18 protein-coding genes are annotated in these 22,276 nt (G+C 67.4%); all 18 read right to left on the bottom strand.

Annotated features, from left to right (window positions below; all coding sequences use genetic code 11):
• Window positions 1–31 precede the first annotated feature (31 nt).
• Window positions 32–730: an urea ABC transporter ATP-binding subunit UrtE gene (gene urtE / locus ACYAF3_RS07620; protein ID WP_003105134.1), complete on the bottom strand. Its 699-nt coding sequence runs from the start codon at window positions 728–730 to the stop codon at window positions 32–34.
• A gap of 136 nt (window positions 731–866) precedes the next feature.
• A complete protein-coding gene (urtD, locus tag ACYAF3_RS07615; protein ID WP_003105136.1) occupies window positions 867–1,724 on the bottom strand; it encodes an urea ABC transporter ATP-binding protein UrtD in 858 nt (285 codons plus the stop codon).
• Window positions 1,721–2,800 (bottom strand): urea ABC transporter permease subunit UrtC, encoded by a 1,080-nt coding sequence (urtC, locus tag ACYAF3_RS07610; protein ID WP_003112319.1) that lies wholly within the window; start codon window positions 2,798–2,800, stop codon window positions 1,721–1,723. The genes urtD and urtC overlap by 4 nt, the downstream gene beginning before the upstream one ends.
• On the bottom strand, window positions 2,797–4,386 hold the full coding sequence (urtB, locus tag ACYAF3_RS07605) for an urea ABC transporter permease subunit UrtB (protein ID WP_023116788.1): 1,590 nt from the start codon (window positions 4,384–4,386) through the stop codon (window positions 2,797–2,799). The genes urtC and urtB overlap by 4 nt, the downstream gene beginning before the upstream one ends.
• A 146-nt stretch (window positions 4,387–4,532) precedes the next feature.
• Window positions 4,533–5,798, bottom strand: a complete 1,266-nt coding sequence (urtA, locus tag ACYAF3_RS07600; protein WP_003105144.1) for an urea ABC transporter substrate-binding protein — start codon at window positions 5,796–5,798, stop codon at window positions 4,533–4,535.
• Window positions 5,799–6,222: 424 nt separating this feature from the next.
• Window positions 6,223–6,816 (bottom strand): MarC family protein, encoded by a 594-nt coding sequence (locus ACYAF3_RS07595; protein ID WP_003095417.1) that lies wholly within the window; start codon window positions 6,814–6,816, stop codon window positions 6,223–6,225.
• Between the two features lie 243 nt (window positions 6,817–7,059).
• The gene (retS, locus tag ACYAF3_RS07590) at window positions 7,060–9,888 is read right to left on the bottom strand and encodes a hybrid sensor histidine kinase/response regulator RetS (RefSeq protein WP_003095412.1); all 2,829 of its coding nucleotides are present in this window, start codon (window positions 9,886–9,888) and stop codon (window positions 7,060–7,062) included.
• Between the two features lie 103 nt (window positions 9,889–9,991).
• The gene (purD, locus tag ACYAF3_RS07585; protein ID WP_003105150.1) at window positions 9,992–11,281 is read right to left on the bottom strand and encodes a phosphoribosylamine--glycine ligase; all 1,290 of its coding nucleotides are present in this window, start codon (window positions 11,279–11,281) and stop codon (window positions 9,992–9,994) included.
• Window positions 11,282–11,384: 103 nt separating this feature from the next.
• Window positions 11,385–12,992 (bottom strand): bifunctional phosphoribosylaminoimidazolecarboxamide formyltransferase/IMP cyclohydrolase, encoded by a 1,608-nt coding sequence (gene purH, locus ACYAF3_RS07580; protein ID WP_003105151.1) that lies wholly within the window; start codon window positions 12,990–12,992, stop codon window positions 11,385–11,387.
• Window positions 12,993–13,071: 79 nt separating this feature from the next.
• Window positions 13,072–13,395 (bottom strand): DNA-binding transcriptional regulator Fis, encoded by a 324-nt coding sequence (gene fis / locus ACYAF3_RS07575; protein ID WP_003121116.1) that lies wholly within the window; start codon window positions 13,393–13,395, stop codon window positions 13,072–13,074.
• A complete protein-coding gene (gene dusB, locus ACYAF3_RS07570) occupies window positions 13,392–14,390 on the bottom strand; it encodes a tRNA dihydrouridine synthase DusB (RefSeq protein ID WP_003095402.1) in 999 nt (332 codons plus the stop codon). The genes fis and dusB overlap by 4 nt, the downstream gene beginning before the upstream one ends.
• A gap of 203 nt (window positions 14,391–14,593) precedes the next feature.
• Entirely contained in the window at window positions 14,594–15,871 is a 1,278-nt protein-coding gene (locus ACYAF3_RS07565; RefSeq protein WP_046638600.1) for a DUF3426 domain-containing protein, read from the bottom strand.
• 95 nt (window positions 15,872–15,966) lie between these two features.
• Window positions 15,967–16,851, bottom strand: coding sequence for a 50S ribosomal protein L11 methyltransferase (gene prmA, locus ACYAF3_RS07560; protein WP_003107506.1), 885 nt, complete (start codon window positions 16,849–16,851; stop codon window positions 15,967–15,969).
• Window positions 16,852–16,931: 80 nt separating this feature from the next.
• On the bottom strand, window positions 16,932–17,798 hold the full coding sequence (locus ACYAF3_RS07555) for an EI24 domain-containing protein (RefSeq protein WP_004347772.1): 867 nt from the start codon (window positions 17,796–17,798) through the stop codon (window positions 16,932–16,934).
• Window positions 17,799–17,908: 110 nt separating this feature from the next.
• The gene (accC, locus tag ACYAF3_RS07550) at window positions 17,909–19,258 is read right to left on the bottom strand and encodes an acetyl-CoA carboxylase biotin carboxylase subunit (RefSeq protein WP_003095391.1); all 1,350 of its coding nucleotides are present in this window, start codon (window positions 19,256–19,258) and stop codon (window positions 17,909–17,911) included.
• 17 nt (window positions 19,259–19,275) lie between these two features.
• Entirely contained in the window at window positions 19,276–19,740 is a 465-nt protein-coding gene (gene accB, locus ACYAF3_RS07545; protein ID WP_003123531.1) for an acetyl-CoA carboxylase biotin carboxyl carrier protein, read from the bottom strand.
• A 23-nt stretch (window positions 19,741–19,763) separates the two neighbouring features.
• On the bottom strand, window positions 19,764–20,207 hold the full coding sequence (aroQ, locus tag ACYAF3_RS07540; RefSeq protein WP_003095385.1) for a type II 3-dehydroquinate dehydratase: 444 nt from the start codon (window positions 20,205–20,207) through the stop codon (window positions 19,764–19,766).
• A gap of 143 nt (window positions 20,208–20,350) precedes the next feature.
• Window positions 20,351–22,126, bottom strand: coding sequence for a protein-disulfide reductase DsbD (locus tag ACYAF3_RS07535; protein WP_023130337.1), 1,776 nt, complete (start codon window positions 22,124–22,126; stop codon window positions 20,351–20,353).
• Window positions 22,127–22,276: the final 150 nt, after the last annotated feature.

Raw genomic sequence — 22,276 nt, 5'->3', positions numbered from 1 at the left:
GTTGCGCCAGCGGCAGTGTGTCCCAGTCCGTTCAAATCGCCACCAGCCCGCGCACGCCCTCGCTCTCCATGTCGCGGCCGCGGCCCTGCTGGACGATCTCGCCGCGCGCCATCACCAGGTATTGGTCGGCCAGTTCGGCGGCGAAGTCGTAGAACTGCTCGACCAGCAGGATCGCCATGTCGCCGCGCGCCGCCAGGCTGCGGACGACCGTGCCGATCTCCTTGATCACCGAAGGCTGGATGCCTTCCGTGGGTTCGTCGAGGATCAGCAGTCGCGGCTGGCTGGCCAGGGCGCGGCCGATCGCCAGTTGCTGCTGCTGGCCGCCGGAGAGGTCGCCGCCGCGGCGCTGTTTCATTTCGCGCAGGACCGGGAACAGCTCGTAGATGAAGTCCGGCACCGCCCGGGCGTCCCTGGCGCTGAAACGGGACAGTCCCATCAGCAGGTTCTCTTCCACCGTCAGCCGGGGGAAGATTTCCCGTCCCTGCGGCACGTAGGCGATCCCGGCGCGGACCCGCTGGTGCGGCCTGAGTCCGGTGAGCGAACGGCCTTCCCAGGCGACCTGGCCCTCGCGGGCCGGGACCAGGCCCATCAGGCAGCGCAGCAGGGTGGTCTTGCCCACCCCGTTGCGACCGAGCAGGCAGGTCACCTCGCCCACCTTCGCCTCGAAGCTCAGGCCACGGAGGATATGGCTACCGCCGTAGTACTGGTGGAGCTTGTCGACTTGCAGCATGGTTCTCTTCCATTTGTCCCGTGATGGTTCTTCACTGCGATTCCCAACCTGGCTCGGCGGATAACCGCGAGCGGTCATTCGCCCTACGCGACGGGCGCCACTTGGCAGGCGCTACCCGCCGAGCGGATGGCTGGCGTCAGCGACCGAGGTAGACCTCGATCACCTGTTCGTCGGCCTGTACCTCCGCCAGCGAGCCTTCGGCCAGCACGTGGCCCTGGTGCAGCACGGTGACATGGTCGGCGATGCTGCCGACGAAACCCATGTCGTGCTCCACCACCATCAGCGAGTGCTTGCGCGCCAGGGACTTGAACAGCTCGGCGGTGAATTCGGTCTCGGCATCGGTCATGCCCGCCACCGGCTCGTCGAGCAGCAGCAACTGCGGTTCCTGCACCAGCAGCATGCCGATCTCGAGGAACTGCTTCTGGCCGTGGGACAGCAAACCCGCCGGACGCTGCCGCGACTCCAGCAGGCGGATGGTGGCGAGCACCTCCTCGATGCGTTCCCTCTGCGTGCCGTCGAGCCGCGCGCGCAGGCTGGCCCACACCGACTTGTCGGCCCTCTGCGCCAGTTCGAGGTTCTCGAACACGCTCAGGGCCTCGAACACCGTAGGCTTCTGGAACTTGCGACCGATCCCGGCCTGGGCGATCTGCACCTCGCTCATGCGGGTCAGGTCGAGGGTGTCGCCGAAATACGCGGTACCGCTCTGCGGGCGGGTCTTGCCGGTGATCACGTCCATCAGGGTGGTCTTGCCGGCGCCGTTGGGGCCGATGATGCAGCGCAATTCGCCGACGCCGATGTACAGGGTCAGGTCGCGCAGGGCCTTGAAGCCGTCGAAGCTGACGTTGATGTCTTCCAGGCTGAGGATGGTGCCGTGGCGCGCGTCCAGCCGGCCGCTGGTGGCGGCGCCCAGGCCGATGGCGTCGCGGCCGCTGCCGGCGGTATCGAGGCCGGGGTGGAAGGCCGGTTCGAGCATCAGGTGCGGGGTGGTCCTCATTGCTCCTTCTCCTTGCGCAGCAGGCCGAGCAGGCCGCGCGGCAGGTACAGGGTGACGACGATGAACAGCGCGCCGAGGAAGAACAGCCAGTATTCCGGGAAGGCCACGGTGAACCAGCTCTTCGCGCCGTTCACCACGCCGGCGCCGAGCAGCGGGCCGAGCAGGGTGCCGCGTCCGCCGAGGGCGACCCAGACGGCGGCCTCGATGGAGTTGGTCGGCGACATCTCGCTGGGGTTGATGATCCCCACCTGCGGCACGAACAGCGCGCCGGCGAGGCCGCAGAGCACCGCGCTCAGGGTCCAGACGAAGAGCTTGTAGCCGCGCGGGTCGTAGCCGCAGAACATCAGGCGGTTCTCGGCGTCGCGCAGCGCGGTGAGGACCCGGCCGAACTTGCTTCGCGCCAGGCGCCAGCCGAGCAGCAGGCTGGCCGCGAGCAGCGCGACGGTGGCGAGGAACAGGGCGGCGCGGGTGCCCGGCGCGGTGATCGGGAAGCCGAGGATGCTGCGGAAGTCGGTGAAGCCGTTGTTGCCTCCGAAACCGGTCTCGTTGCGGAAGAACAGCAGCATGCCGGCGAAGGTCAGGGCCTGGGTCATGATCGAGAAGTACACGCCGCGGATCCGCGAGCGGAAGGCGAAGTAGCCGAAGGCGAAGGCCAGCGCGCCGGGCACCAGCACCACCAGGCACAGCGCCCAGAGGAAGTGCTGGGTGCCGGCCCAGTACCAGGGCAGTTCGTTCCAGGAAAGGAAGGTCATGAACGCCGGCAGGCTGTCGCCGGAGGCCTGGCGCATCAGGTACATGCCCATGGCGTAGCCGCCGAGGGCGAAGAACAGCCCGTGGCCGAGGGACAGCAGGCCGGCGTAGCCCCAGACCAGGTCGAGGGCGAGGGCGACGATGGCGTAGCAGAGGATCTTGCCGGTCAGGGTCAGGCTGTAGGCCGAGAGGTGCAGCGCGCTGTCCGCCGGCAGCAGGTGCAGCAGCGGCATGACCAGCAGCGTGGCGAAGGCTGCGCCGAGCGCGATAGCGGTGACGCGGCCGCCGGCCCGGCGGGCGAGGGTGACGGTGAGTGGCTGGTTCAATCGATGACCCTCCCTTTCAGGGCGAACAGTCCCTGCGGGCGTTTCTGGATGAACAGGACGATCAGCGCGAGGATCAGGATCTTGCCCAGCACCGCGCCGATCTGCGGTTCGAGGATCTTGTTCGCCACGCCGAGGCCGAAGGCGGCGAGGACGCTGCCGGCGAGCTGGCCGACGCCGCCGAGCACCACCACCAGGAAGGAGTCGATGATGTAGCCCTGGCCGAGGTCCGGGCCGACGTTGCCGACCTGCGACAGGGCTACCCCGCCGAGCCCGGCGATGCCCGAGCCGAGACCGAAGGCGAGCATGTCCACGCGCCCTGTGGGCACCCCGCAGCAGGCCGCCATGTTGCGGTTCTGGGTCACCGCGCGGACGTTCAGGCCGAGCCGCGTGCGGTTCAGCAGCAGCCAGGTGAGGAGCAGCACGAACAGGGCGAAGCCGATGATGACGATGCGGTTCCACGGCAGCACCAGGTTCGGCAGCACCTGGATGCCGCCGGACAGCCAGGCCGGGTTGGCTACCTCGACGTTCTGCGCGCCGAACAGCATCCGCACCAGTTGGATCAGCACCAGGCTGATGCCCCAGGTGGCGAGCAGGGTTTCCAGCGGCCGGCCGTAGAGATGGCGGATCACCGTGCGCTCCAGGGCCATGCCGATGGCGGCGCTGACGCAGAACGCCACCGGTAGCGCCAGCAACGGGTAGAGCGCCAGCCATTCCGGCGCCAGGCGCTGGAACAGCAGTTGCACCACGTAGGTGGAGTAGGCGCCGAGCATGAGCATTTCGCCGTGGGCCATGTTGATCACCCCGAGCAGGCCGTAGGTGATCGCCAGGCCGAGCGCCGCGAGCAGCAGGATCGAGCCCAGCGACAGGCCACTGAAGGCCTGGCCGAGCAGGTCGCCGACCAGCAGCCGGCGCTTGACCTGGGCCAGGCTGGTGGCGGCGGCGATGCGCACGCCTTCCTCCGGTTCCACCGCCGGGTCGAGCAGGTTCTCCAGGCGGGTTCGCGCCAGCGGATCGCCGGACTCGCCGAGCAGGCGCACGGCGGAAAGGCGTAGCGCCGGGTCGGGATCGCCGAGTTGCAGGTTGGCCAGGGCCAGGCCGAGGGCTTCCTTCACGCCAGCGTCGCTCTCGATCCGCAGGCGCGCTTCGAGCAGCGGCCGTTGCGCGGCCTTGGCGGTTTTCTGCAACTGCTGCGCGGCGGCCTGCCGCAGCGGCACTTCGTTGGCCACCAACTGGTGGCTGGCCAGGGCGGTGTTGAGCAGGCCGCGCAGGCGATTGTTCAGGCGCAGCGGCTTCGGCTCGCCGTCCGGCAGGGCGTCGCCTTCGGCGGCCTGGAAACGCTGGTCGGCGCCGAGGATGAATGGCTGCTGGCGGCTGTCCAGCGCAATGCGGTTGTGGCGCAGCGCTTCGAGAAAGGCCAGGCGATCGGCGTCGGGCGTCGCCGCCCAGTGTTCGAGCAGGTGGGCGCGACCGCCGTTGTCGGCAGCGGCGAAGTCCTGCGCCGGTCCGGCGTAGGCCGTCACCGCGAGAAGGGCGGCCAGGACCAGGGCACAGGCCTGGAGCGGGCGGGTGAGGAGGGCAAGGGGCATGCTGGGGTTCCTGGGCGACGTGCGGTATGGCCGGTCCCCCGCCCTCTCCCTGAAGGACGAGGGGGCCGTTAGGCGCGCGACCGGGGCGTTCCCGTTCCGTTCATGGGAACGCCTGGTCAGGGGGGCAGGGTTCTTCACGGCAGAACTCAGTTGCTCTTCAGCGCATGCTCCGGCTTCTTCTCGTTGCCCGGGATGAACGGGCTCCAGGGTTGCGCGCGAAGCGGCTCGGGGGTCTTCCAGACCACTTCGAACTGGCCGTCGTCCTGGATCTCGCCGATCATCACCGGCTTGTGCAGGTGGTGGTTGCTCTTGTCCATGACCAGCGTGTAGCCGGATGGCGCCTTGAAGCTTTGCCCGGCCATCGCCTCGCGAACCTTGTCGACCTCGGTGCTGCCGGCCTTTTCCACGGCCTGCGCCCACATGTGGATGCCGACGTAGGTGGCTTCCATGGGGTCGTTGGTCACCGCGGTGCCGTAGTTCGGCAGGTTCTTTGCCTTGGCGTAGGCTTTCCAGTCGGCGACGAACTTCTCGTTGACCGGATTGCTCACCGACTCGAAGTAGTTCCATGCCGCGAGGTTGCCGACCAGCGGCTTGGTGTCGATGCCGCGCAGTTCTTCCTCGCCTACGGAGAAGGCCACCACCGGCACCTCGGTGGCTTCCAGGCCCTGGTTGGCCAGTTCCTTGTAGAAGGGCACGTTGGAGTCGCCATTGACGGTGGAGACCACCGCGGTCTTGCCGCCTGCGGCGAACTTCTTGATGTCGGCGACGATGGTCTGGTAGTCGCTGTGGCCGAACGGCGTGTAGACCTCCTGGATGTCCTTGTCGTCCACGCCCTTGCTGTGCAGGAAGGCGCGCAGGATCTTGTTGGTGGTGCGCGGGTAGACATAGTCGGTGCCGAGCAGGAAGAAGCGCCTGGCGCCGCCGCCGTCCTCGCTCATCAGGTACTCCACCGCCGGGATCGCCTGCTGGTTCGGCGCCGCGCCGGTATAGAAGACGTTCGGCGAGAGTTCCTCGCCCTCGTACTGGACCGGGTAGAACAGCAATCCGTTGAGTTCCTCGAACACCGGCAACACCGATTTGCGCGACACCGAGGTCCAGCAACCGAAGACCACCGCGACCTTGTCCTGGGTCAGCAACTGGCGGGCCTTTTCCGCGAACAGCGGCCAGTTCGACGCGGGATCGACCACCACCGCCTCCAGCTTCCTGCCGTTGACCCCGCCCTTGGCGTTGATCTCGTCGATGGTCATCAGGGCCATGTCCTTCAGCGAGGTCTCGGAGATCGCCATGGTCCCGGACAGCGAGTGGAGGATGCCGACCTTGATGGTTTCGGCGGCCTGGATGGACCAGGACAGGCCCATGGAAGCGATGGACGCGGACAGCGTGAAGGCCTTGAGCAGACTGCGACGTTTCATTGGTGTTGTTCTCCATTCACCAGCGGTCGGGGCGGCAGTTTTCAGGAGGCGTCGTGCTTGTCGTCGGGCATCCGTCCGGTGGACGGCGGGGTGCGCACTGCGGCCTGGATCTCTTCGTCGAGGCTCCAGAGCAAAGGCTGTGCCTCTTCTTGGCGCTGGCCGGTATCGGTCGGCGAAAAGGCGCCGCGAGTCGCCGGGGAAGCATGCCGAGCAGGTCTGGCTATGCCGGGGAAGGCTGCGTTTTCAACGGGTTTTCGCCGGATATCGACGGAGAAGGCGCCGTGGGCACCGGAAGGGGATGCGTCGCGCTGACCTCCCTCCTTGCCGCCGGCGGCGCGTCCATGGGAACGCCGTCGCTCCGTCCTGGCACCACCGCGGTGCGTCAGGGCGCGGCATCCAGGGCGTTCGCCTCAGGCTGGTGCGCTCAGCCTGGGAACAGCGAACCCTTCAGGCCGGTGACGATGATCTGCGCCGCCAGTGCGCAGACGAACAGGCCCATCAGGCGACTGACGATCTGTAGCCCCTGGTCGCCAAGCAGGCGTTCGATGCGGTCGGAAAGATAGAGCGTGGTGCCGAGGGTCAGGCAGGCGAGGAAGATCGCCACCAGGGAGATCAGCTTGGCCTCCCAGCCCTGGCCGACGCCCATCACCAGCAGCGCGCCGATGGTGCCGGGGCCGACGGTGAGAGGAATGGTCAGCGGGACGATGGTCACGTCCTGCTGCACGTTGTCGCTTTGCACCGCCGCGCGACCCTGGGCCATGCCCAGCGCGGAGATGAACAGCACGCTGCCGGCGCCGATGCGGAAGGCGTCGGCGGTGATACCGAAGAGGATGAAGATGTAGCGGCCGAACAGGTACAGCGCGACGCTGGCGATCAGCGCCGCCAGGGCCACCCGCCAGGCCATGCGCTTGCGGTCGCGCGGGCCGAAGCCGCGGCTGAGGCTGATGAAGCAGGACAGCACGAAGAAGGGGCTATAGAGCACCAGCATCTTCAGGTAGACGCTGAACAGCAAATGCATGGAGGCGCTTCCGGTCCGGGTGTGGGCATGAGCATAGCGTGCGACGGGCCGGTGCGATGTCCGGCGGGTTGGCAATATGCCGGTTCGCGTGGCATGTGACAACGAGGCCGGATGTCGGCGGATAACGCCGTTGGCGTCATGCGCCCTACGTGAGGCGGGACCACCGGGGCGTAGGGCGAATAACCGCGTGCGGTTATCCGCCGTGGCGGAGGCCGGGTGCAGCGCCGGAGCACGTCGCTGCCCTCAGGAGGGCAGGGCGTCGCCCTGGCGGCGGCGATCGCGTTCGCCGACCCAGTAGGCGATCAGCTCGCGCAATTGCGACAGCTCCACCGGCTTGGCCATGTGCCCGTCCATGCCGACCAGCCGCGCGCGTTCCTTGTGTTCGCTGAGGATGTGCGCGGTGAGCGCCACCACCGGGGTATGCGGGCGCTGTTCGTGGGCTTCCCAGGCGCGGAGCTGCTCGGTGGCGGAGAAGCCGTCCAGAACCGGCATCTCGCAGTCCATCAGCACCAGGTCGTACTGGGTCGCCTTCATCGCGCTGAGCGCCTCCTGGCCGTTGCTGGCGGTGTCCGGCTGGAGGTTGAGCTTGTTCAACATGCCGCGGATGACCTTGGTGGAGATGCTGTTGTCCTCGGCGACGAGGATCCGGAAGTCGCTCGGCAGGCTCGGCGCCTGCGCTTCCTTGGCCGGTTGCAGGTAGTTGGTGACGCCACTGACGCCGCGCTGGGCGAGTTCGTCGGCGAGGGTCGCCTTCAGCGTGTAGCCGGCCACCGGCTTGGCCAGGATGCGCTTGATCCCGGCGTTGCGGGCGATGATCTTGCTCGGCGCGTTGCTGATCCCGGTGAGCATGATCAGCAGGATGTCGTGGTTGAGGTTGGGGTCTTCCTTGATCTTCGCCGCCAGTTGCATGCCGGTCATGCCGGGCATGTCCTGGTCGAGCAGGACCACGTCGAAGTACTCGCGCAGGTGCGCCTTGGTGCGCAACTGGGCCAGCGCCTCCTTGCCGGACGACACCGCGCTGACGTTCAGGCCCCAGCCGCTGCACTGCTGCACCAGCACCTTGCGGCAGGTTTCGTTGTCGTCCACCACCAGCAGCCGGGCGCCCTGCAGCGGGCCGTCGAGGTCGGCGGTGGGGTTCTCCAGCTGCTGCGGGTCGAGCGGCAGGGTCAGCGACAGGGTGGTGCCCTGGCTGCTGCCGGACTGGATGCCGAACTCCCCGCCCATCAGCCGCACCAGTTGGCGGGCGATGATCAGGCCGAGGTGGCTGCCGAGCTTGCTGGCGGAAAGGAAGTCGCCGCTGTGCAGCTCGGCGGTGAGCAGCGCCTCGCGCTCCTTGGCGTCGAACGGGTGGCCGCTGTCCTGCACGGCGATGCGCAGGCGTGGCGTCTCGCCCTGGTCGTCGAGGGCCACCACCAGCAGGATCTCGCCTTCCTCGGTCTGCTTGAACGCGTTGTCCAGCAGGCTCAGGACCACCTGGCGCAGGCGCGTCGGATCGCCGCCGATGACCCGCGGCACCTGCGGCTGGGTGAAGCTGATCAGCTCGATGCGCTGCTGCTCGGCCTTGACCCGGAAGATATCCAGGCAGTCCTCGATCAACGCGTTGAGGTCGAACTGCACTTCGTCCAGCTCGATCTGCCCGGACTCCAGCTTGGAGATGTCGAGTATCTCGTTGATCAGCGTGAGCAGCTCGTTGCCGGCGCTGTGGATGGTCTGCACGTAGTCGCGCTGCTTCGCCGACAACGGGGTGCCGAGGAGCAGTTCGGTCATGCCCAGCACGCCGTTCATGGGCGTGCGGATCTCGTGGCTGATCTTGGCCAGGAACTCGGCCTTGGTCTGCAATTCCGCGGTGTGCGCCGCCTCGCTGGTGCGCTGTTGCAGGTTGAGCTGCTGGATCAGCCGCTGGCGTTCGGTGAGCGAGACGCTCAGGACCAGCCCGGCGAGGGTGGCGAAGCTGAACACGCCGAGCACCAGCCAGCCCGGATCGAGTTGCTTGGTGCCGAACAGTACCGGCAGGAACACCATGAAGCCGGCGTTGAACACGATCATCCCGGCAACGATCAGGCGCGCCGGCTGGTAGCCGCGATACCAGTGCCAGGCCGCGATCAGCGGGACGCTGAGCGAACTGAGGATCACCAGCAGGTAGATCAGCCAACTGAACCAGAGTTGCTGGGTGAAGGCGATGATCGCGCCGACCGCCAGGATCAACAGCGCCTCGCCTTGCAGGAGGCGGTTCAGGCGGCTTTCCGCAGTGCCGCGGAAGAAGCTGCAGGCGAACCACAGCAGGCTCACCGCGGCGCCGAGGGCGCCGAGGTCGGCGGTCAGCGACTGGTTGAACTTGAGTCCCGGCAGCCAGAACGCCACCAGCCCCAGGTTCGCCGCGGCGCAGACCGCCAGCGCCGCGTGCACCGCCGCCAGCCACAGGCTGCTGGCGCTGCGCGAGTAGGCGAAGCGGATCAGGTTGTACATCAGCAGCAGGAGCATGCCGCCGAGCAGCATGCCGAAGGCGTAGGCGGGCTTCTCCAGGCCGACCAGGCCGGCTTCGTCGATCTGGTCGAACCAGGCCATCAGCGGATGGTTGGAGGTCATCCGCACGTACAGGGTCATCGGCTTGCCGTCGACCGGCAGCGAGAACAGGTAGGAGCGCGAGGGCAGCGGGCGCTCCTGGAACGGTCGCGACTCGCCGGTGTGCTGGTCCCGCACCAGTTGGCCGTCCTGCACCAGGTAGTAGTCCAGGTACTGCACCCGCGGGGCGAAGATCCACAGCCAGCTCGGCACCTTCTGCGCGGGAAGCTGGACCTGCAGCCAGACCGCCTGGGGGCTGGCGGGGAAGATGAAGGAGCGCTTGGCCAGCGGGCGGAACTGCTCCTTGCGCTGGAGGACGTCGGCGATCCGCAGTTGCGCGCTCTCGTCGCGCAGCAGGCGCCAGTTCTGGTTGACGCTGGGGGTGGTGGCGGTGGTTTGCAGGGGAACGCTGGAAACGCCGGCGTCGTCCGCGACCGCCGGCGACATCGGACCGAGCAGAAGCAGCAGGAAGCTGACGAGTAGTCCTATGGCGATCCGAAGCCGTACCACGGCGAAGTCCCTTCGAAGGTGAATGGCCGGATTATAGCCAAGTGGCCGTGGCAACGGCATAGGCCGCGGAAGCGCCGTGCGGCGCCCGCGGCTTCGGGCCCGGTCAGGACTCGCCGCGCTCGCGGGCGATGGCACGGTAGCCGATGTCCTTGCGGTAGAAGCAGCCGTTCCAGCGGATCTTCTCGGCCAGGCGATAGGCCTGTTGCTGGGCGGCGGACACGCTCTCGCCGATGGCGGTGGCACAGAGCACGCGGCCGCCGGAGGTGACCACCTGGCCATCCTTCAGCGCGGTGCCGGCGTGGAACACCTTGCCGTCCAGCGCGGCGGCCTCGGCCAGGCCTTCGATGACCTCGCCCTTGGCGTAGTCGCCCGGATAGCCGCCGGCGGCCAGTACCACGCCCACGGTCGGACGCGGGTCCCAGGTCGCCTCGACCTTGTCCAGCGCCTTGGCCAGGGCGGCCTCGACCAGCAGGACCAGGGAGGACTCCAGGCGGACCATGATCGGCTGGGTTTCCGGATCGCCGAAGCGGCAGTTGAATTCGATGACCTTGGGCGCGCCGCTCTTGTCGATCATCAGGCCGGCATAGAGGAAGCCGGTATAGACGTTGCCTTCCTCGGCCATGCCGCGCACGGTCGGGTAGATCACTTCGTCCAGCACCCGCTGGTGGACCTCGGCGGTGACCACCGGGGCCGGCGAGTAGGCGCCCATGCCGCCGGTGTTCGGCCCGCTGTCGCCATCGCCGACGCGCTTGTGGTCCTGGCTGGTGGCCATCGGCAGCACGTTCTGGCCGTCGACCATGACGATGAAGCTGGCCTCCTCGCCATCAAGGAACTCCTCGATCACCACGCGCGAGCCGGCGTCGCCGAAGGCATTGCCGGCGAGCATGTCGCGCACGGCGGCTTCGGCTTCGTCCAGGTTCATGGCGACGATCACGCCCTTGCCCGCGGCCAGGCCATCGGCCTTGATGACGATGGGCGCGCCCTGCTCGTGCAGGTAGGCCAGGGCCGGCTCGACCTCGGTGAAGTTGCGATAGGCGGCGGTGGGGATCCGGTGGCGGGCGAGGAAGTCCTTGGTGAAGGCCTTCGAGCCTTCCAGCTGGGCGGCGCCGGCGGTCGGGCCGAAGATATCCAGGCCGCGCTCGCGGAACAGGTCGACCACGCCTGCCACCAGCGGCGCCTCGGGACCGACGATGGTCAACTGGACGTTCTTCGCGGCGAAGTCGGCCAGTTGCTCCAGGGCCAGCACGTCGATGGCGACGTTCTCGCACTTGGCTTCGGTGGCGGTGCCGGCATTGCCCGGGGCGACGAAGACCTTCGCCACGCGCGGGTCCTGGGCGACTTTCCAGGCCAGGGCATGTTCACGACCGCCGCTGCCGATGATGAGTACGTTCATGGGGTTCTCCTGGCGCAACGGCGGGTAACGCGCCGCGTTATCCGCCCTGCGTGAAATTCGTGGGTAGGGCGGCTGGCCGCATCGCGCTCAGCCGCCGTGATACTCAATGGCGGAAATGGCGCATGCCAGTGAACACCATCGCGATATCCGCCTCGTCGGCCGCCGCGATCACTTCGTTGTCGCGCATCGAGCCGCCCGGCTGGATCACCGCGGTGATGCCGGCCTTGGCCGCGTTGTCGATGCCGTCGCGGAACGGGAAGAAGGCGTCGGAAGCCATCACCGCGCCTTTCACTTCCAGGCCGGCGTGCTCGGCCTTGATCGCGGCGATCCGTGCGGAGTTGACCCGGCTCATCTGGCCGGCGCCGACGCCGACGGTCTGGCGGTTCCTGGCGTAGACGATGGCGTTGGACTTGACGAACTTGGCCACCTTCCAGGCGAAGATCAGGTCGTGGATCTCCTGCTCGGTGGGCGCGCGGCGAGTGACGATCTTCAGGTCCTCGGCCTTGATCATGCCGATGTCGCGGCTCTGTACCAGCAGGCCGCCGTTGACCCGCTTGAAGTCCCAGCCCGGGGCGCGCTCGGCTGGCCATTCGCCGCATTCGAGCAGGCGTACGTTGGCCTTGGCGGCGACCACCTCGCGGGCGGCGGCGGAAATCTTCGGCGCGATGATCACCTCGACGAACTGGCGCTCGACGATGGCCTTGGCGGTTTCGCCGTCCAGCTCGCGGTTGAAGGCGATGATGCCGCCGAACGCCGATTCGCTATCGGTGGCGTAGGCCAGGTCGTAGGCCTTGCGGATGCCGCCTTCGTCTTCCGGCACCACGGCGACGCCGCAGGGGTTGGCATGCTTGACGATCACGCAGGCCGGCTTGAGGAAGCTCTTCACGCATTCCAGGGCGGCGTCGGTGTCGGCGACGTTGTTGAACGACAGTTCCTTGCCCTGCAACTGGATGGCGGTGGAGACGCTGGCCTCGCCCTTCTTCGCCTCGACGTAGAACGCCGCGCTCTGGTGCGGGTTCTCGCCGTAGCGCATTTCCTGGGCCTTGACGAACTGACTGTTGAAGGTGCGCGGGAAGGCGCCGCGGTCGGCGGTGCCTAGGGTATCGCGGGTCTGGTCGATGGTACCCAGGTAGTTGGCGATCATGCCGTCGTAGGCGGAGGTGTGCTCGAACGCCTTGAGGGCCAGGTCGAAACGCTGGGCGTAGGTCAGGCCGCCGGCCTTGAGGGATTCGATCACGGCGGCGTAGTCGCCGGCATTGACCACGATGGCGACATCCTTGTGGTTCTTCGCCGCCGAACGGACCATGGTCGGCCCGCCGATATCGATGTTCTCGATGGCGGTAGGCAGGTCGCAGTCGGGCCTGGCCACCGTGGCCTCGAAGGGATACAGGTTGACCGCCACCAGGTCGATCGGCTTGATGCCGTGCTGCTCCATGACCGCGCCGTCCAGGTCGCGGCGACCGAGGATACCGCCATGCACCTTCGGGTGCAGGGTCTTCACCCGACCGTCCATCATTTCCGGGAAGCCGGTGTAGTCGGCCACTTCCACGGCAGAGATGCCGTTGTCCCGGAGCAGCTTGTAGGTGCCGCCGGTGGAAAGGATTTCCACGCCGAGGGCGACCAGCTCACGGGCGAAGTCGACGACGCCGGTCTTGTCGGAAACGCTGATCAGCGCGCGGCGGATGGGCAGGCGGGTGGTTTGGTCGGTCATTGCAAGGGTCCTGAGGGCTGGCTTCCGGCCGCGGGTGCCGGCCGGGACGCGCGCCCTTGGCCGGAGCCCGCCGCCGCTCTTAAAGAAGGTCGTATTGCTTGAGTTTCTTGCGCAGGGTCCCGCGGTTCAGGCCGAGCAGCTCGGAGGCCTTGGTCTGGTTCCCCTTGACGTGGTTCATGACGGTTTCCAGCAGCGGCGCTTCGACTTCGCAGAGCACCATGTTGTAAACGTCCGTGACCGGCTGCCCTTCGAGGTGGGCGAAGTAGTTGTGCAATGCCTTCTCCACGCTGTCGCGCAGGGTCTGCCCTTCTTGCGTCGGCGTGGTGAGGTGCTGTTTCAGGTTGGCGTTGTCGCTCACGGGCGTTGTTCCACTCACTAAAGTCTCGGTCGTCATCGTTGTCATGCGGCCACCCCTGTTCCGTTGTTCTGGCGCTCGGCGAAGAACTGCCTGACGCTGGCGCACTGCGCATCCGTGTCCTGCAAACGATTGAACTGGGCGCGGAATTCCCTTGCGCCCGGCAGAGTCGCGAGATACCACCCCACATGCTTGCGGGCGATCCGCACACCCATTTCTTCCCCATAAAAAAGGTGCAGCTCCGCGAGGTGTTCGAGCAGGATGCTCTGCACTTCGGGAAGCGGCGCCGCCGGCAGGTGCTCGCCGGTCCGCAGGTAATGGTCGATCTCGCGGAAAATCCACGGTCTTCCCTGGGCGGCCCGACCGATCAGCAGGGCATCCACCCCGGTCTGCTCGATGACTTTCCTGGCCTTCTCCGGCGAATCGATGTCGCCATTGGCGAACACCGGTATCGACACGGCCTGCTTGATCGCCGCGATGGTCTCGTACTCCGCCTCCCCGGTGTACAGGTCGGCGCGGGTCCGGCCATGCACCGCAAGAGCCTGGATCCCCGCCTGTTCGGCGAGCTTCGCGACGGTGACGCCGTTACGGTTGTCCCGGTCCCAGCCGGTCCGGATCTTCAGGGTGACCGGTACGTCGACCGCCCTGACCACGGCATCGAGGATCTCGGCGACCAGCGCCTCGTCCCGCAGCAGGGCGGACCCCGCTGCCTTGTTGCATACCTTCTTCGCCGGGCAGCCCATGTTGATGTCGATGATCTGCGCACCGAGTTCCACATTGCGCTGCGCGGCCTCGGCCAGCATGGCCGGATCGCCGCCGGCGATCTGCACCGAGCGCGGCTCGTCCTCGCCATCGTGGATCAGGCGCAGGCGCGACTTGCGGCTGTTCCACAGGCGGACGTCGCTGGTCACCATCTCCGATACCACCATCCCGGCGCCAAGGCGACGGCAAAGCTGACGGAACGGACGATCGGTCACCCCGGCCATCGGCGCGAGGATCAGTCTGTTGGGCAGTGTATATGGGCCGATGCGTACCACCGACATGGGGCTTCCCTGTCTTGCGGTGCTGCGAAAAAAGGGAGGGCATGATACCCGCTCTGGATGACCGGATAAAGGCTGTTTTGGATAAATTCTGAACAGCCGATTCCTTAGTTCTTACAGTTGGAAGACGAGCGGCACTTGCGCCTGGCGCTCCGCGCGAGCGGGTGGGCGTAGCGGCCTGGCGGCGACCGGCGAGGTCTTTCCGGTCACTCCGGGGAATGGAAGCTCAGGCTGTAGTTCACCGCCTTCGGACCCGGGTCGAGGATGTCCAGCGACACGTGGATCGGTACCTGCGGTGGCATTTCCGTTCGTCCGGCCAGCTCGCCGCCGAGGTACTCGCCGGGCTTGAAGCGGCGATTGGCGATGAGGTGGCCGTTGAGGTCGGCGAAGCGCAGTTCCAGCAGCGGGAACGGCTGCGAGAAGCTGGCGCGATTGTAGATGATCGCGTCGACCACCAGCGCGCCGCTGAATTCGGGATGGCTGCGGACCACCAGGTTGCTGCTCCTGATCTGCTCCACGTCGACCTTGGAGGGAAGGGTGCAGCCGATTTCCGGGCAGAGCTGGGCGAACCAGGGGCGATAGGCGTCCTGGCGCGCCAGTTCGTCGAAATGGTAGGCGATGTACTGAGCGGCGAGACCGCCCAGCGCCAGCAGGATCAGCAGCAGCCAGCCGAGACGCCGCGGCCATTGGCGCCGGGGCTTCTCCCAGGCCAGTTGCAGCGGCTCGTCGCGCAACTGGTCGAGACTCTCGACCGGCGCCTCGTCCGGTTTGCGGGCGCTGCCCAGGGGCGCGACGGACTGTTCCTCGGCGCTTTCCTCGTCGTCTTCATCCAGGGCGCTCAGGCCGTGGCGGCGCTTGCCGAGGCTGGGCTCGTCGTCATTGTCGTCATCGAGGCTGAGGCGAAGTTCCGGCGGATCCTCGGCGCGGCGCAGCGGCACGAAGGATACCCGCTCTTCCGCCAGCGGTTCGCCGAGGCTCGGTTCCTGGCGCGGATTGCCGCGCGCCGGCTGGGCCGGTTCGGCATCGGCGATCAGCGCCTCGGCCCAGCGTTCGTCATGTGGATCGCGTTCGTCGTCGCGGCGCGCCAGCAGGCTTTCCGCCGGTCGCGGGGCCTTCTCGATGCTGGAGAATTCCTGGTTCAGCTCGAATTCGTCGAGCTTGGCCAGTTCCTCGTCGAGGTTGAGGCTGTCCAGGTCGAGGTCGTCATGGATCCACAGGGTTTCGTCGCGCGGGCGCGCTGCCGGGGGCGCGGCCGAGGTGGCGGCCGCGACGCTGGGCGCGGGTGGCGGAGCGGCGGCCGGCTTCGCTTCGGCTGCCGAAGGAGCGTTCGCGCGCGGCGCGCCACCGACCTGGTGTTGCAGGGCGTTGAAGACTTTCAGGCAGGTGCCGCAGCGGACCGCGCCATTGGCGGCGCCCAGTTGCGCGTCGTTGACGCGGAAACTGGTGCTGCAATGGGGACATTGGGTGATGACGCTTTCGCTCATGCGGCGATCCGTAGGGAAAATCCGGCGGCTAGTCTACCCCAAGCTTCTTGCACGAAGGCAGTGGGGCGGGATCAGTGGTGGCTGGCGGCGCGCCATCAATCGGCGCGGCGGCGGCCGCTGATGCGGATCCAGCCTTCGCGCTCGGCGGTCGGGTCGAGATCGAAGTGTGCGGAGTAGGCCGCGCGGACCTCCGCGGCCTGCTCGGCGAGGATGCCGGACAGCGCCAGCAGGCCGCCGGGACGTACCAGGCCGGTCAGTTGCGGGGCGAGGGAAACCAGCGGGCCGGCGAGGATATTGGCGACCAGCACGTCGGCCTGTCGCTGCGGCAGGTCCGCCGGCAGGTAGACAGGGAACCGCGCGGGCTCGATACCGTTGCGCGAGGCATTGTCGCGCGAGGCTTCCAGGGCCTGTGGATCGATGTCGGTGCCGACCGCCCGTTCGGCGCCGAGCAGCAGCGCGGCGATGGCGAGGATTCCCGAGCCGCAACCGAAGTCGAGCACCTGCCGGCCGGCCAGTTCCTGGCCGTCGAGCCATTCCAGGCACAGCGCGGTGGTCGGGTGGGTGCCGGTGCCGAAGGCCAGGCCCGGATCGAGCAGCAGGTTGACCGCGTCCGGCTCGGGGGCGGCGTGCCAGCTCGGCACGATCCACAGGCGGCGGCCGAAACGCATCGGCTGGAAGTTGTCCATCCAGCTGCGTTCCCAATCCTGGTCGGCGATTTCCTCGACATGGTGCTCGGGCAGGTCGCCGCCGGTAAGCAAGGCGAGGTGGGCGAGCAGGGCGGTCTCGTCGGTGTCCGCTTCGAACAGCGCCAGCAGGTGGGTGCGCGACCACAGCGGGGTGGTGCCGAGGTCCGGCTCGAAGATCGGCTGGTCTTCGGCGTCCATGAAGGTCACGGAGACGGCGCCGACTTCGAGCAGGGCGTCTTCGTAGGTTTCGGCCTGTTCCGGGGTGATGGCCAGGCGAACTTGTAACCAGGGCATGGGGCGACCTCTGTTGCGGCTGTAAACGAAACGGGCCGCCCAGGGGCGACCCGTTTTCCACCGCGCAAGCTTACTTGAGGCTAGCCGGCGCTGCCACTCTCTGCCGTGGCCTCGCCGCGCAGTTGCGCCAGGCCGCGATTGGCCAGGTGGCAGGTACCGCCGCCGAGCACCGCCGGCAGCAGCAGGTTGAGCAGCGGCACCAGCGCCAGGAGCAGTATCAGCAGGCCGAACAGCAACAGGCTGCCGCGGCGAGCACGAAGTACGGCGAGCTGCTCGCCGGCATCGGCCAGCCCGGCCAGCGTGGCGGGCAGCAGGAAGCGGATGTTCAGGTAGGCCAGCGCCAGCAGCAGGAGTACACCGTTGTAGAGCGGAACCAGCAGGCCGACCAGGATCGATCCGGAAACGCCCAGCCAGGGTGCCAGGCGGAAGCCGGCGGCACGCCACAGCGAGATCCTTTCGCCGGAGGCAGGTGCCAGTCGCGGGTAGCGTTGGCGGACCTGTTCCTTCAGTTGTCCGAGCAGGCCGATGCGCAGGCCCAGGCGGATGCCGAAGACGATGCTGGCGGCGTACAGGACGACGAAGAACAGCGCGGCATAGCCGACGAAATAGAACGCCAGTTGCGCCAGTCCCGCCAGGCCGTTGAAGGCCGCCAGCGGATCGAAGTACGGGCCACCGCTGCCGGCCTCGATCAGCGAGCCGCTGGGGATCAGGGCGAAGTTGGCCACGCTGAATGCCGTGTACAGCGCGGCCCAGCCGCAGAGGCGGATGATCGGTTCGAAGAAATGCACGAACAGCCAGGTGCACAGCACGCTGACGAGAATGCACAGGCTCGCGGAGCGGAAGAGTGCGGCGGGTTGCAGGCTTTCCCTGAAACCCAGGGCGAAGCAGGTCGCGGCCTCGGTCGCGGCGGCCAGCGATTGGCGGTACCAGCGGCGGATGCGTTCCATGCAGGAGTCCGGTGGTGGAGGGGCGACGAGGATAGCACCGTTGGGGCGGCCGGCAGGCGGAAACGACAAGGGCCGCCCGGAGGCAGCCCTTGTGCGCAGCGACTGACGGATCAGTGCTTGTCCATACCCAGTTTCTTCTCCAGGTAATGGATGTTCACCCCGCCCTTGCAGAAGGCGGCGTCGCGCACCAGGTCCTTGTGCAGTTCGGTATTGGTCTTGATACCGTCGACGATCAACTCGTCCAGGGCATTGCGCATCCGCGCCAGCGCCTCGTCGCGGTCGGCACCGTAGGTGATGACCTTGCCGACCAGCGAGTCGTAGTTCGGCGGCACGCTGTAGCCGCTGTAGAGGTGCGAGTCGACGCGCACGCCGTTGCCGCCGGGGGCGTGGAAGTGCTTGACCTTGCCCGGGCTGGGCATGAAGGTCTTCGGGTCTTCGGCGTTGATCCGGCATTCCAGCGCATGGCCGCGGATGACCACGTCCTCCTGGCGGATCGAGAGCTTCTCGCCGGAGGCGATGCGCAGCATCTCCTTGACGATGTCGACACCGGTGACCATCTCAGATACCGGGTGCTCCACCTGCACGCGAGTGTTCATCTCGATGAAGTAGAAGCGGCCGTTCTCGTAGAGGAACTCGAAGGTGCCGGCGCCGCGGTAGCCGATCTCGATGCAGGCCTGGACGCAGCGGGCGAAGACTTCCTGGCGAGCCTTCTCGTCGATGCCGGGGGCCGGCGCCTCTTCGATCACCTTCTGGTGGCGGCGCTGCAGGGAGCAGTCGCGGTCGCCGAGGTGGATGGCGTTGCCCTGGCCGTCGGAAAGCACCTGGACTTCCACGTGGCGCGGGTTGGTCAGGAACTTCTCCAGGTAGACCATCGGGTTGCCGAACGCCGCGCCGGCCTCGGTGCGGGTCAGCTTGGCCGACTTGATCAGCTCGGATTCGTCGTAGACCACGCGCATGCCGCGACCACCGCCGCCGCCGGCGGCCTTGATGATCACCGGGTAGCCGACCTCGCGGGCGATCGCCAGGGCGGTTTCTTCATCTTCCGGCAGCGGGCCGTCGGAGCCCGGCACGGTGGGGACGCCGGCGCGCTTCATGGCGTCCTTGGCCGAGACCTTGTCGCCCATCAGGCGGATCACCTCGGCGGTCGGGCCGACGAAGGTGAAGCCGGAGCGTTCGATCTGCTCGGCGAAGTCGGCGTTCTCGGCGAGGAAGCCGTAGCCGGGGTGGATCGCGGTGGCGCCGGTGACCTCGGCCGCGGCGATGATCGCCGGGATCTGCAGGTACGACTGGGTGGCCGGGGCCGGACCGATGCACACCGATTCGTCGGCGAGCGACAGGTGCATCAACTCGCGGTCGGCGGTGGAGTGTACCGCCACCGTCTTGATCCCCAGCTCCTTGCATGCGCGAAGGATGCGCAAGGCGATTTCGCCGCGGTTGGCGATCAGCACTTTTTCCAACATCGCAGGTTCCCCGCGGCTTAGACGATGGTGAACAGCGGCTGGTCGAACTCAACCGGCTGGCCGTTCTCCACCAGGATCGACTCGATGGTGCCGCTAACTTCGGCTTCGATGTGGTTCATCATCTTCATGGCTTCGACGATGCACAGGATGTCGCCTTTCTTCACGCTCTGGCCGACTTCGACGAAGTTGGCCGAGGTCGGCGAGGCGGCGCGGTAGAAGGTGCCGACCATCGGCGAGCGAACCACGTTGCCGTTCAGCTTCGGCGCGGCCGGGGCGCTTTCCGCGGCAGCGGCGGCCGGAGCGGCGGCTGCCGGCGCCGGCGCCGGCGCGGCGAAGGCCGGAGCCTGTGCGTACACCGGCTGGGCGGCGGTCTTGCTGTGGCGGCTGATGCGTACCGACTCTTCGCCTTCGCGGATTTCCAGCTCGTCGATACCGGACTCTTCCAGCAGCTCGATCAGTTTCTTGACTTTACGAATGTCCATTAGCGCTAGCACTCCCAGTGAGGTCAGGGGCGTTGAAGTTGTTCAAGGGCGGATTCCAGGGCCAGGCGGTAGCCTGTGGCGCCGAGACCGCAGATCACCCCTACCGCCACGTCGGAGAAGTAGGAGTGATGCCGGAAAGGTTCACGTTTGTGCACGTTCGACAGGTGCACTTCGATGAATGGGATGCTCACCGCAAGCAGCGCGTCACGTAACGCGACGCTGGTATGGGTGAATGCCGCCGGATTGATGATGATGAAGTCCACGCCTTCGTCGCGTGCGGCATGGATCCGGTCGATCAGTTCGTATTCGGCGTTGCTTTGCAGATGCAGCAGGTGGTGGCCGGCTTCGCGGGCGCGGCGCTCGAGGTCCTGGTTGATCTGCCCGAGGGTGGTCGAACCGTAGGTGCCGGGCTCGCGGGTGCCCAGCAGGTTCAGATTCGGCCCGTGCAATACGAGGAGGGTCGCCATTGTCTTGTTGATTGTCCTGTACAGGCTGCAAACGGCAAGCGGGCACTATGCCGGAATTTCCGTATGACTGTCCAGTCACTGTTAGATTGCAGTAGATCGCCGCATGTTGACCGGCAATTGCGGCAGAAGTATGTCAGCGCATGTCACTGCCGGGTAGCGGCCCGGCGCAGTCGTTCGGCGAGCCCGGCGGCGTCGATCTCTCCGATGACGCGCAAGTCGCTCCATTCGTCACCGCCCGGGGCGAAGAACAGGATCGCCGGCGGACCGAACAGGTTGTAGCGGTCCAGCAGGCCGCGCTGGGCCGGGTTGCTTTCGGTGATGTCGAAGCGCAGCAGGCGGTAGGCCGGCAGTCGTGCCTGCACCGTGGGATCGGTGAGAACCTGGCGCTCGATGACCTTGCAACTGATGCACCAGTCCGCATACCAGTCCAGCAGCACCGGCTTGCCGGCCTGACGTGCCTCGGCCAGGGCGGCGTCCAACTGCGCCGGGGTGGTCAGGTTCTGCCATTCGCCGGGCGTGCTCGGCGGCCCGGCATGGATCGACGGCACCGAGCGGCCCAGCGGATGGATCGGGTCCGACTCGCCCTGCAGGGCGCCGATCCAGGCGGCCACCGCGTAGGTCAGGAACATCAGGCCAAGCAGTTGCAGCAGGCGGCGTGCGGCGCTCTTCGGGGTGAATTCGAGGGCGCCCAGGGCCAGGCCGGCGCCGCCGGCGAGCATGCCCCAGAGCATCAGCGCCACCGGGCCGGACACCACCCGCTCCAGCAGCCACACGGCGACCGCCAGCAACAGCACGCCGAAGGCGTTGCGCACGCCGTTCATCCAGGCTCCGCTCTTGGGCAGCAGGGCGCCGCCGCCGGCGCCGAACACCACCAGCGGCGTACCCATGCCCAGGCCGAGGGCGAACAGTTGCAGGCCGCCCCCCCAGGCATCGCCGCTGGCGCTGATATAGAGCAGCGAGGCGGCCAGCGGGGCGGAGACGCAGGGCGAGACCAGCAGGCTGGAAAGCACGCCGAGGGTGGCCGCGCCGAGGATCGAGCCGCCGCGCGCATCGCCGGCCAGGCGGTCGAGCGGTTCGCGGATGAAGCCGGGCAGGCGCAGCTCGAAGAAGCCGAACATGGCCACGGCGAACAGCGCGAAGAACGCCGCGAATGGCACCAGTACCCAGGGCGACTGCAATTGCGCCTGGAGATTGAGGCTGGCGCCGAACATGCCCATCAGCGCGCCGAGCAGGGCGAAGCAGAGCGCCATCGGCAGCACGTAGGCGAGCGACAGGACGAAGCCGCGACCACCGCCCGGCCGGCCGCGCAGGACCACTCCGGAGAGGATCGGCAGCATCGGCAGCACGCAGGGGGTGAAGGTCAGGGTCAGGCCGGCGAGGAAGAAGAACAGCAGGCTGCGCTTGCCCTTGTGCTCGAGCGGGCCCTTGCCGGCCGCGTCGCTCGCGGCTGGCGTCGCGGCACCGCCGTCGATGTCGAAGCGCCTGGTTTCCGGGGGGTAGCAGAGGCCCTTGTCGGCGCAGCCCTGGTACGTCACCACGAGGGTATAGGGCTGCCGGGCCGGGTTGTTCAGGGGAATCTTCAGGTCGACGATGTTGTAGTAGACCTCGGTATCGCCGAAGTACTCGTCGTGGTGCTGCTTGCCCGCCGGCAGCTGCACCTGGCCGAGGCTGACCTGGGCTGGCTCGACCTTGAACTGGAAGCGGTGGCGGTAGAGGTAGTAGCCCTCGGCGTTGACGAAGCGCAGCAGCACGTGCTGCGCGTCGCTGCGCTCGACGCTGGGCTTGAACGCCTGGTCGACCTTGAGGAAGTCGCCGCCATCGAGGCCGCCGCCGAGGGAGGCGCCGGGACGGCTGTCGAACAGGCCCGCGCCGGCGGGCAGGGCGACCAGCAGGAGGATCAGGGTCAGCAGGCGGCGCATGGATATCTCGTCGGATCAAAAGCCGGAATGATAGCGGAAAGCCGGGCCCGATCGAGCCCCGTGCGGCTGATCAGGTCCTGCCCCGGTTCCGCTGAGCGGTATCCGACCGGTCCGAAGCCAGACGGTTCCTCTGGCGCCTTGCGGCACGTC

It is taken from the genome of Pseudomonas sp. TZ252, from assembly GCF_056110345.1.
The sequence above is the reverse complement of the archived record's forward strand: the minus strand, read 5'-3'. Positions and strand labels throughout refer to the sequence as shown.

Excerpts from the sequence above, each read along its gene's own strand:
- purD (WP_003105150.1), bottom strand. The coding sequence starts at position 11,281 with ATGAACGTACTCATCATCGGCAGCGGCGGTCGTGAACATGCCCTGGCC.
- fis (WP_003121116.1), bottom strand. The coding sequence starts at position 13,395 with ATGACAACGATGACGACCGAGACTTTAGTGAGTGGAACAACGCCCGTG.
- urtA (WP_003105144.1), bottom strand. The coding sequence starts at position 5,798 with ATGAAACGTCGCAGTCTGCTCAAGGCCTTCACGCTGTCCGCGTCCATC.
- dusB (WP_003095402.1), bottom strand. The coding sequence starts at position 14,390 with ATGTCGGTGGTACGCATCGGCCCATATACACTGCCCAACAGACTGATC.
- urtE (WP_003105134.1), bottom strand. The coding sequence starts at position 730 with ATGCTGCAAGTCGACAAGCTCCACCAGTACTACGGCGGTAGCCATATC.
- urtD (WP_003105136.1), bottom strand. The coding sequence starts at position 1,724 with ATGAGGACCACCCCGCACCTGATGCTCGAACCGGCCTTCCACCCCGGC.
- ACYAF3_RS07565 (WP_046638600.1), bottom strand. The coding sequence starts at position 15,871 with ATGAGCGAAAGCGTCATCACCCAATGTCCCCATTGCAGCACCAGTTTC.
- urtB (WP_023116788.1), bottom strand. The coding sequence starts at position 4,386 with ATGCCCCTTGCCCTCCTCACCCGCCCGCTCCAGGCCTGTGCCCTGGTC.
- accB (WP_003123531.1), bottom strand. The coding sequence starts at position 19,740 with ATGGACATTCGTAAAGTCAAGAAACTGATCGAGCTGCTGGAAGAGTCC.
- ACYAF3_RS07595 (WP_003095417.1), bottom strand. The coding sequence starts at position 6,816 with ATGCATTTGCTGTTCAGCGTCTACCTGAAGATGCTGGTGCTCTATAGC.
- prmA (WP_003107506.1), bottom strand. The coding sequence starts at position 16,851 with ATGCCCTGGTTACAAGTTCGCCTGGCCATCACCCCGGAACAGGCCGAA.
- purH (WP_003105151.1), bottom strand. The coding sequence starts at position 12,992 with ATGACCGACCAAACCACCCGCCTGCCCATCCGCCGCGCGCTGATCAGC.
- aroQ (WP_003095385.1), bottom strand. The coding sequence starts at position 20,207 with ATGGCGACCCTCCTCGTATTGCACGGGCCGAATCTGAACCTGCTGGGC.
- accC (WP_003095391.1), bottom strand. The coding sequence starts at position 19,258 with ATGTTGGAAAAAGTGCTGATCGCCAACCGCGGCGAAATCGCCTTGCGC.
- ACYAF3_RS07555 (WP_004347772.1), bottom strand. The coding sequence starts at position 17,798 with ATGGAACGCATCCGCCGCTGGTACCGCCAATCGCTGGCCGCCGCGACC.
- ACYAF3_RS07535 (WP_023130337.1), bottom strand. The coding sequence starts at position 22,126 with ATGCGCCGCCTGCTGACCCTGATCCTCCTGCTGGTCGCCCTGCCCGCC.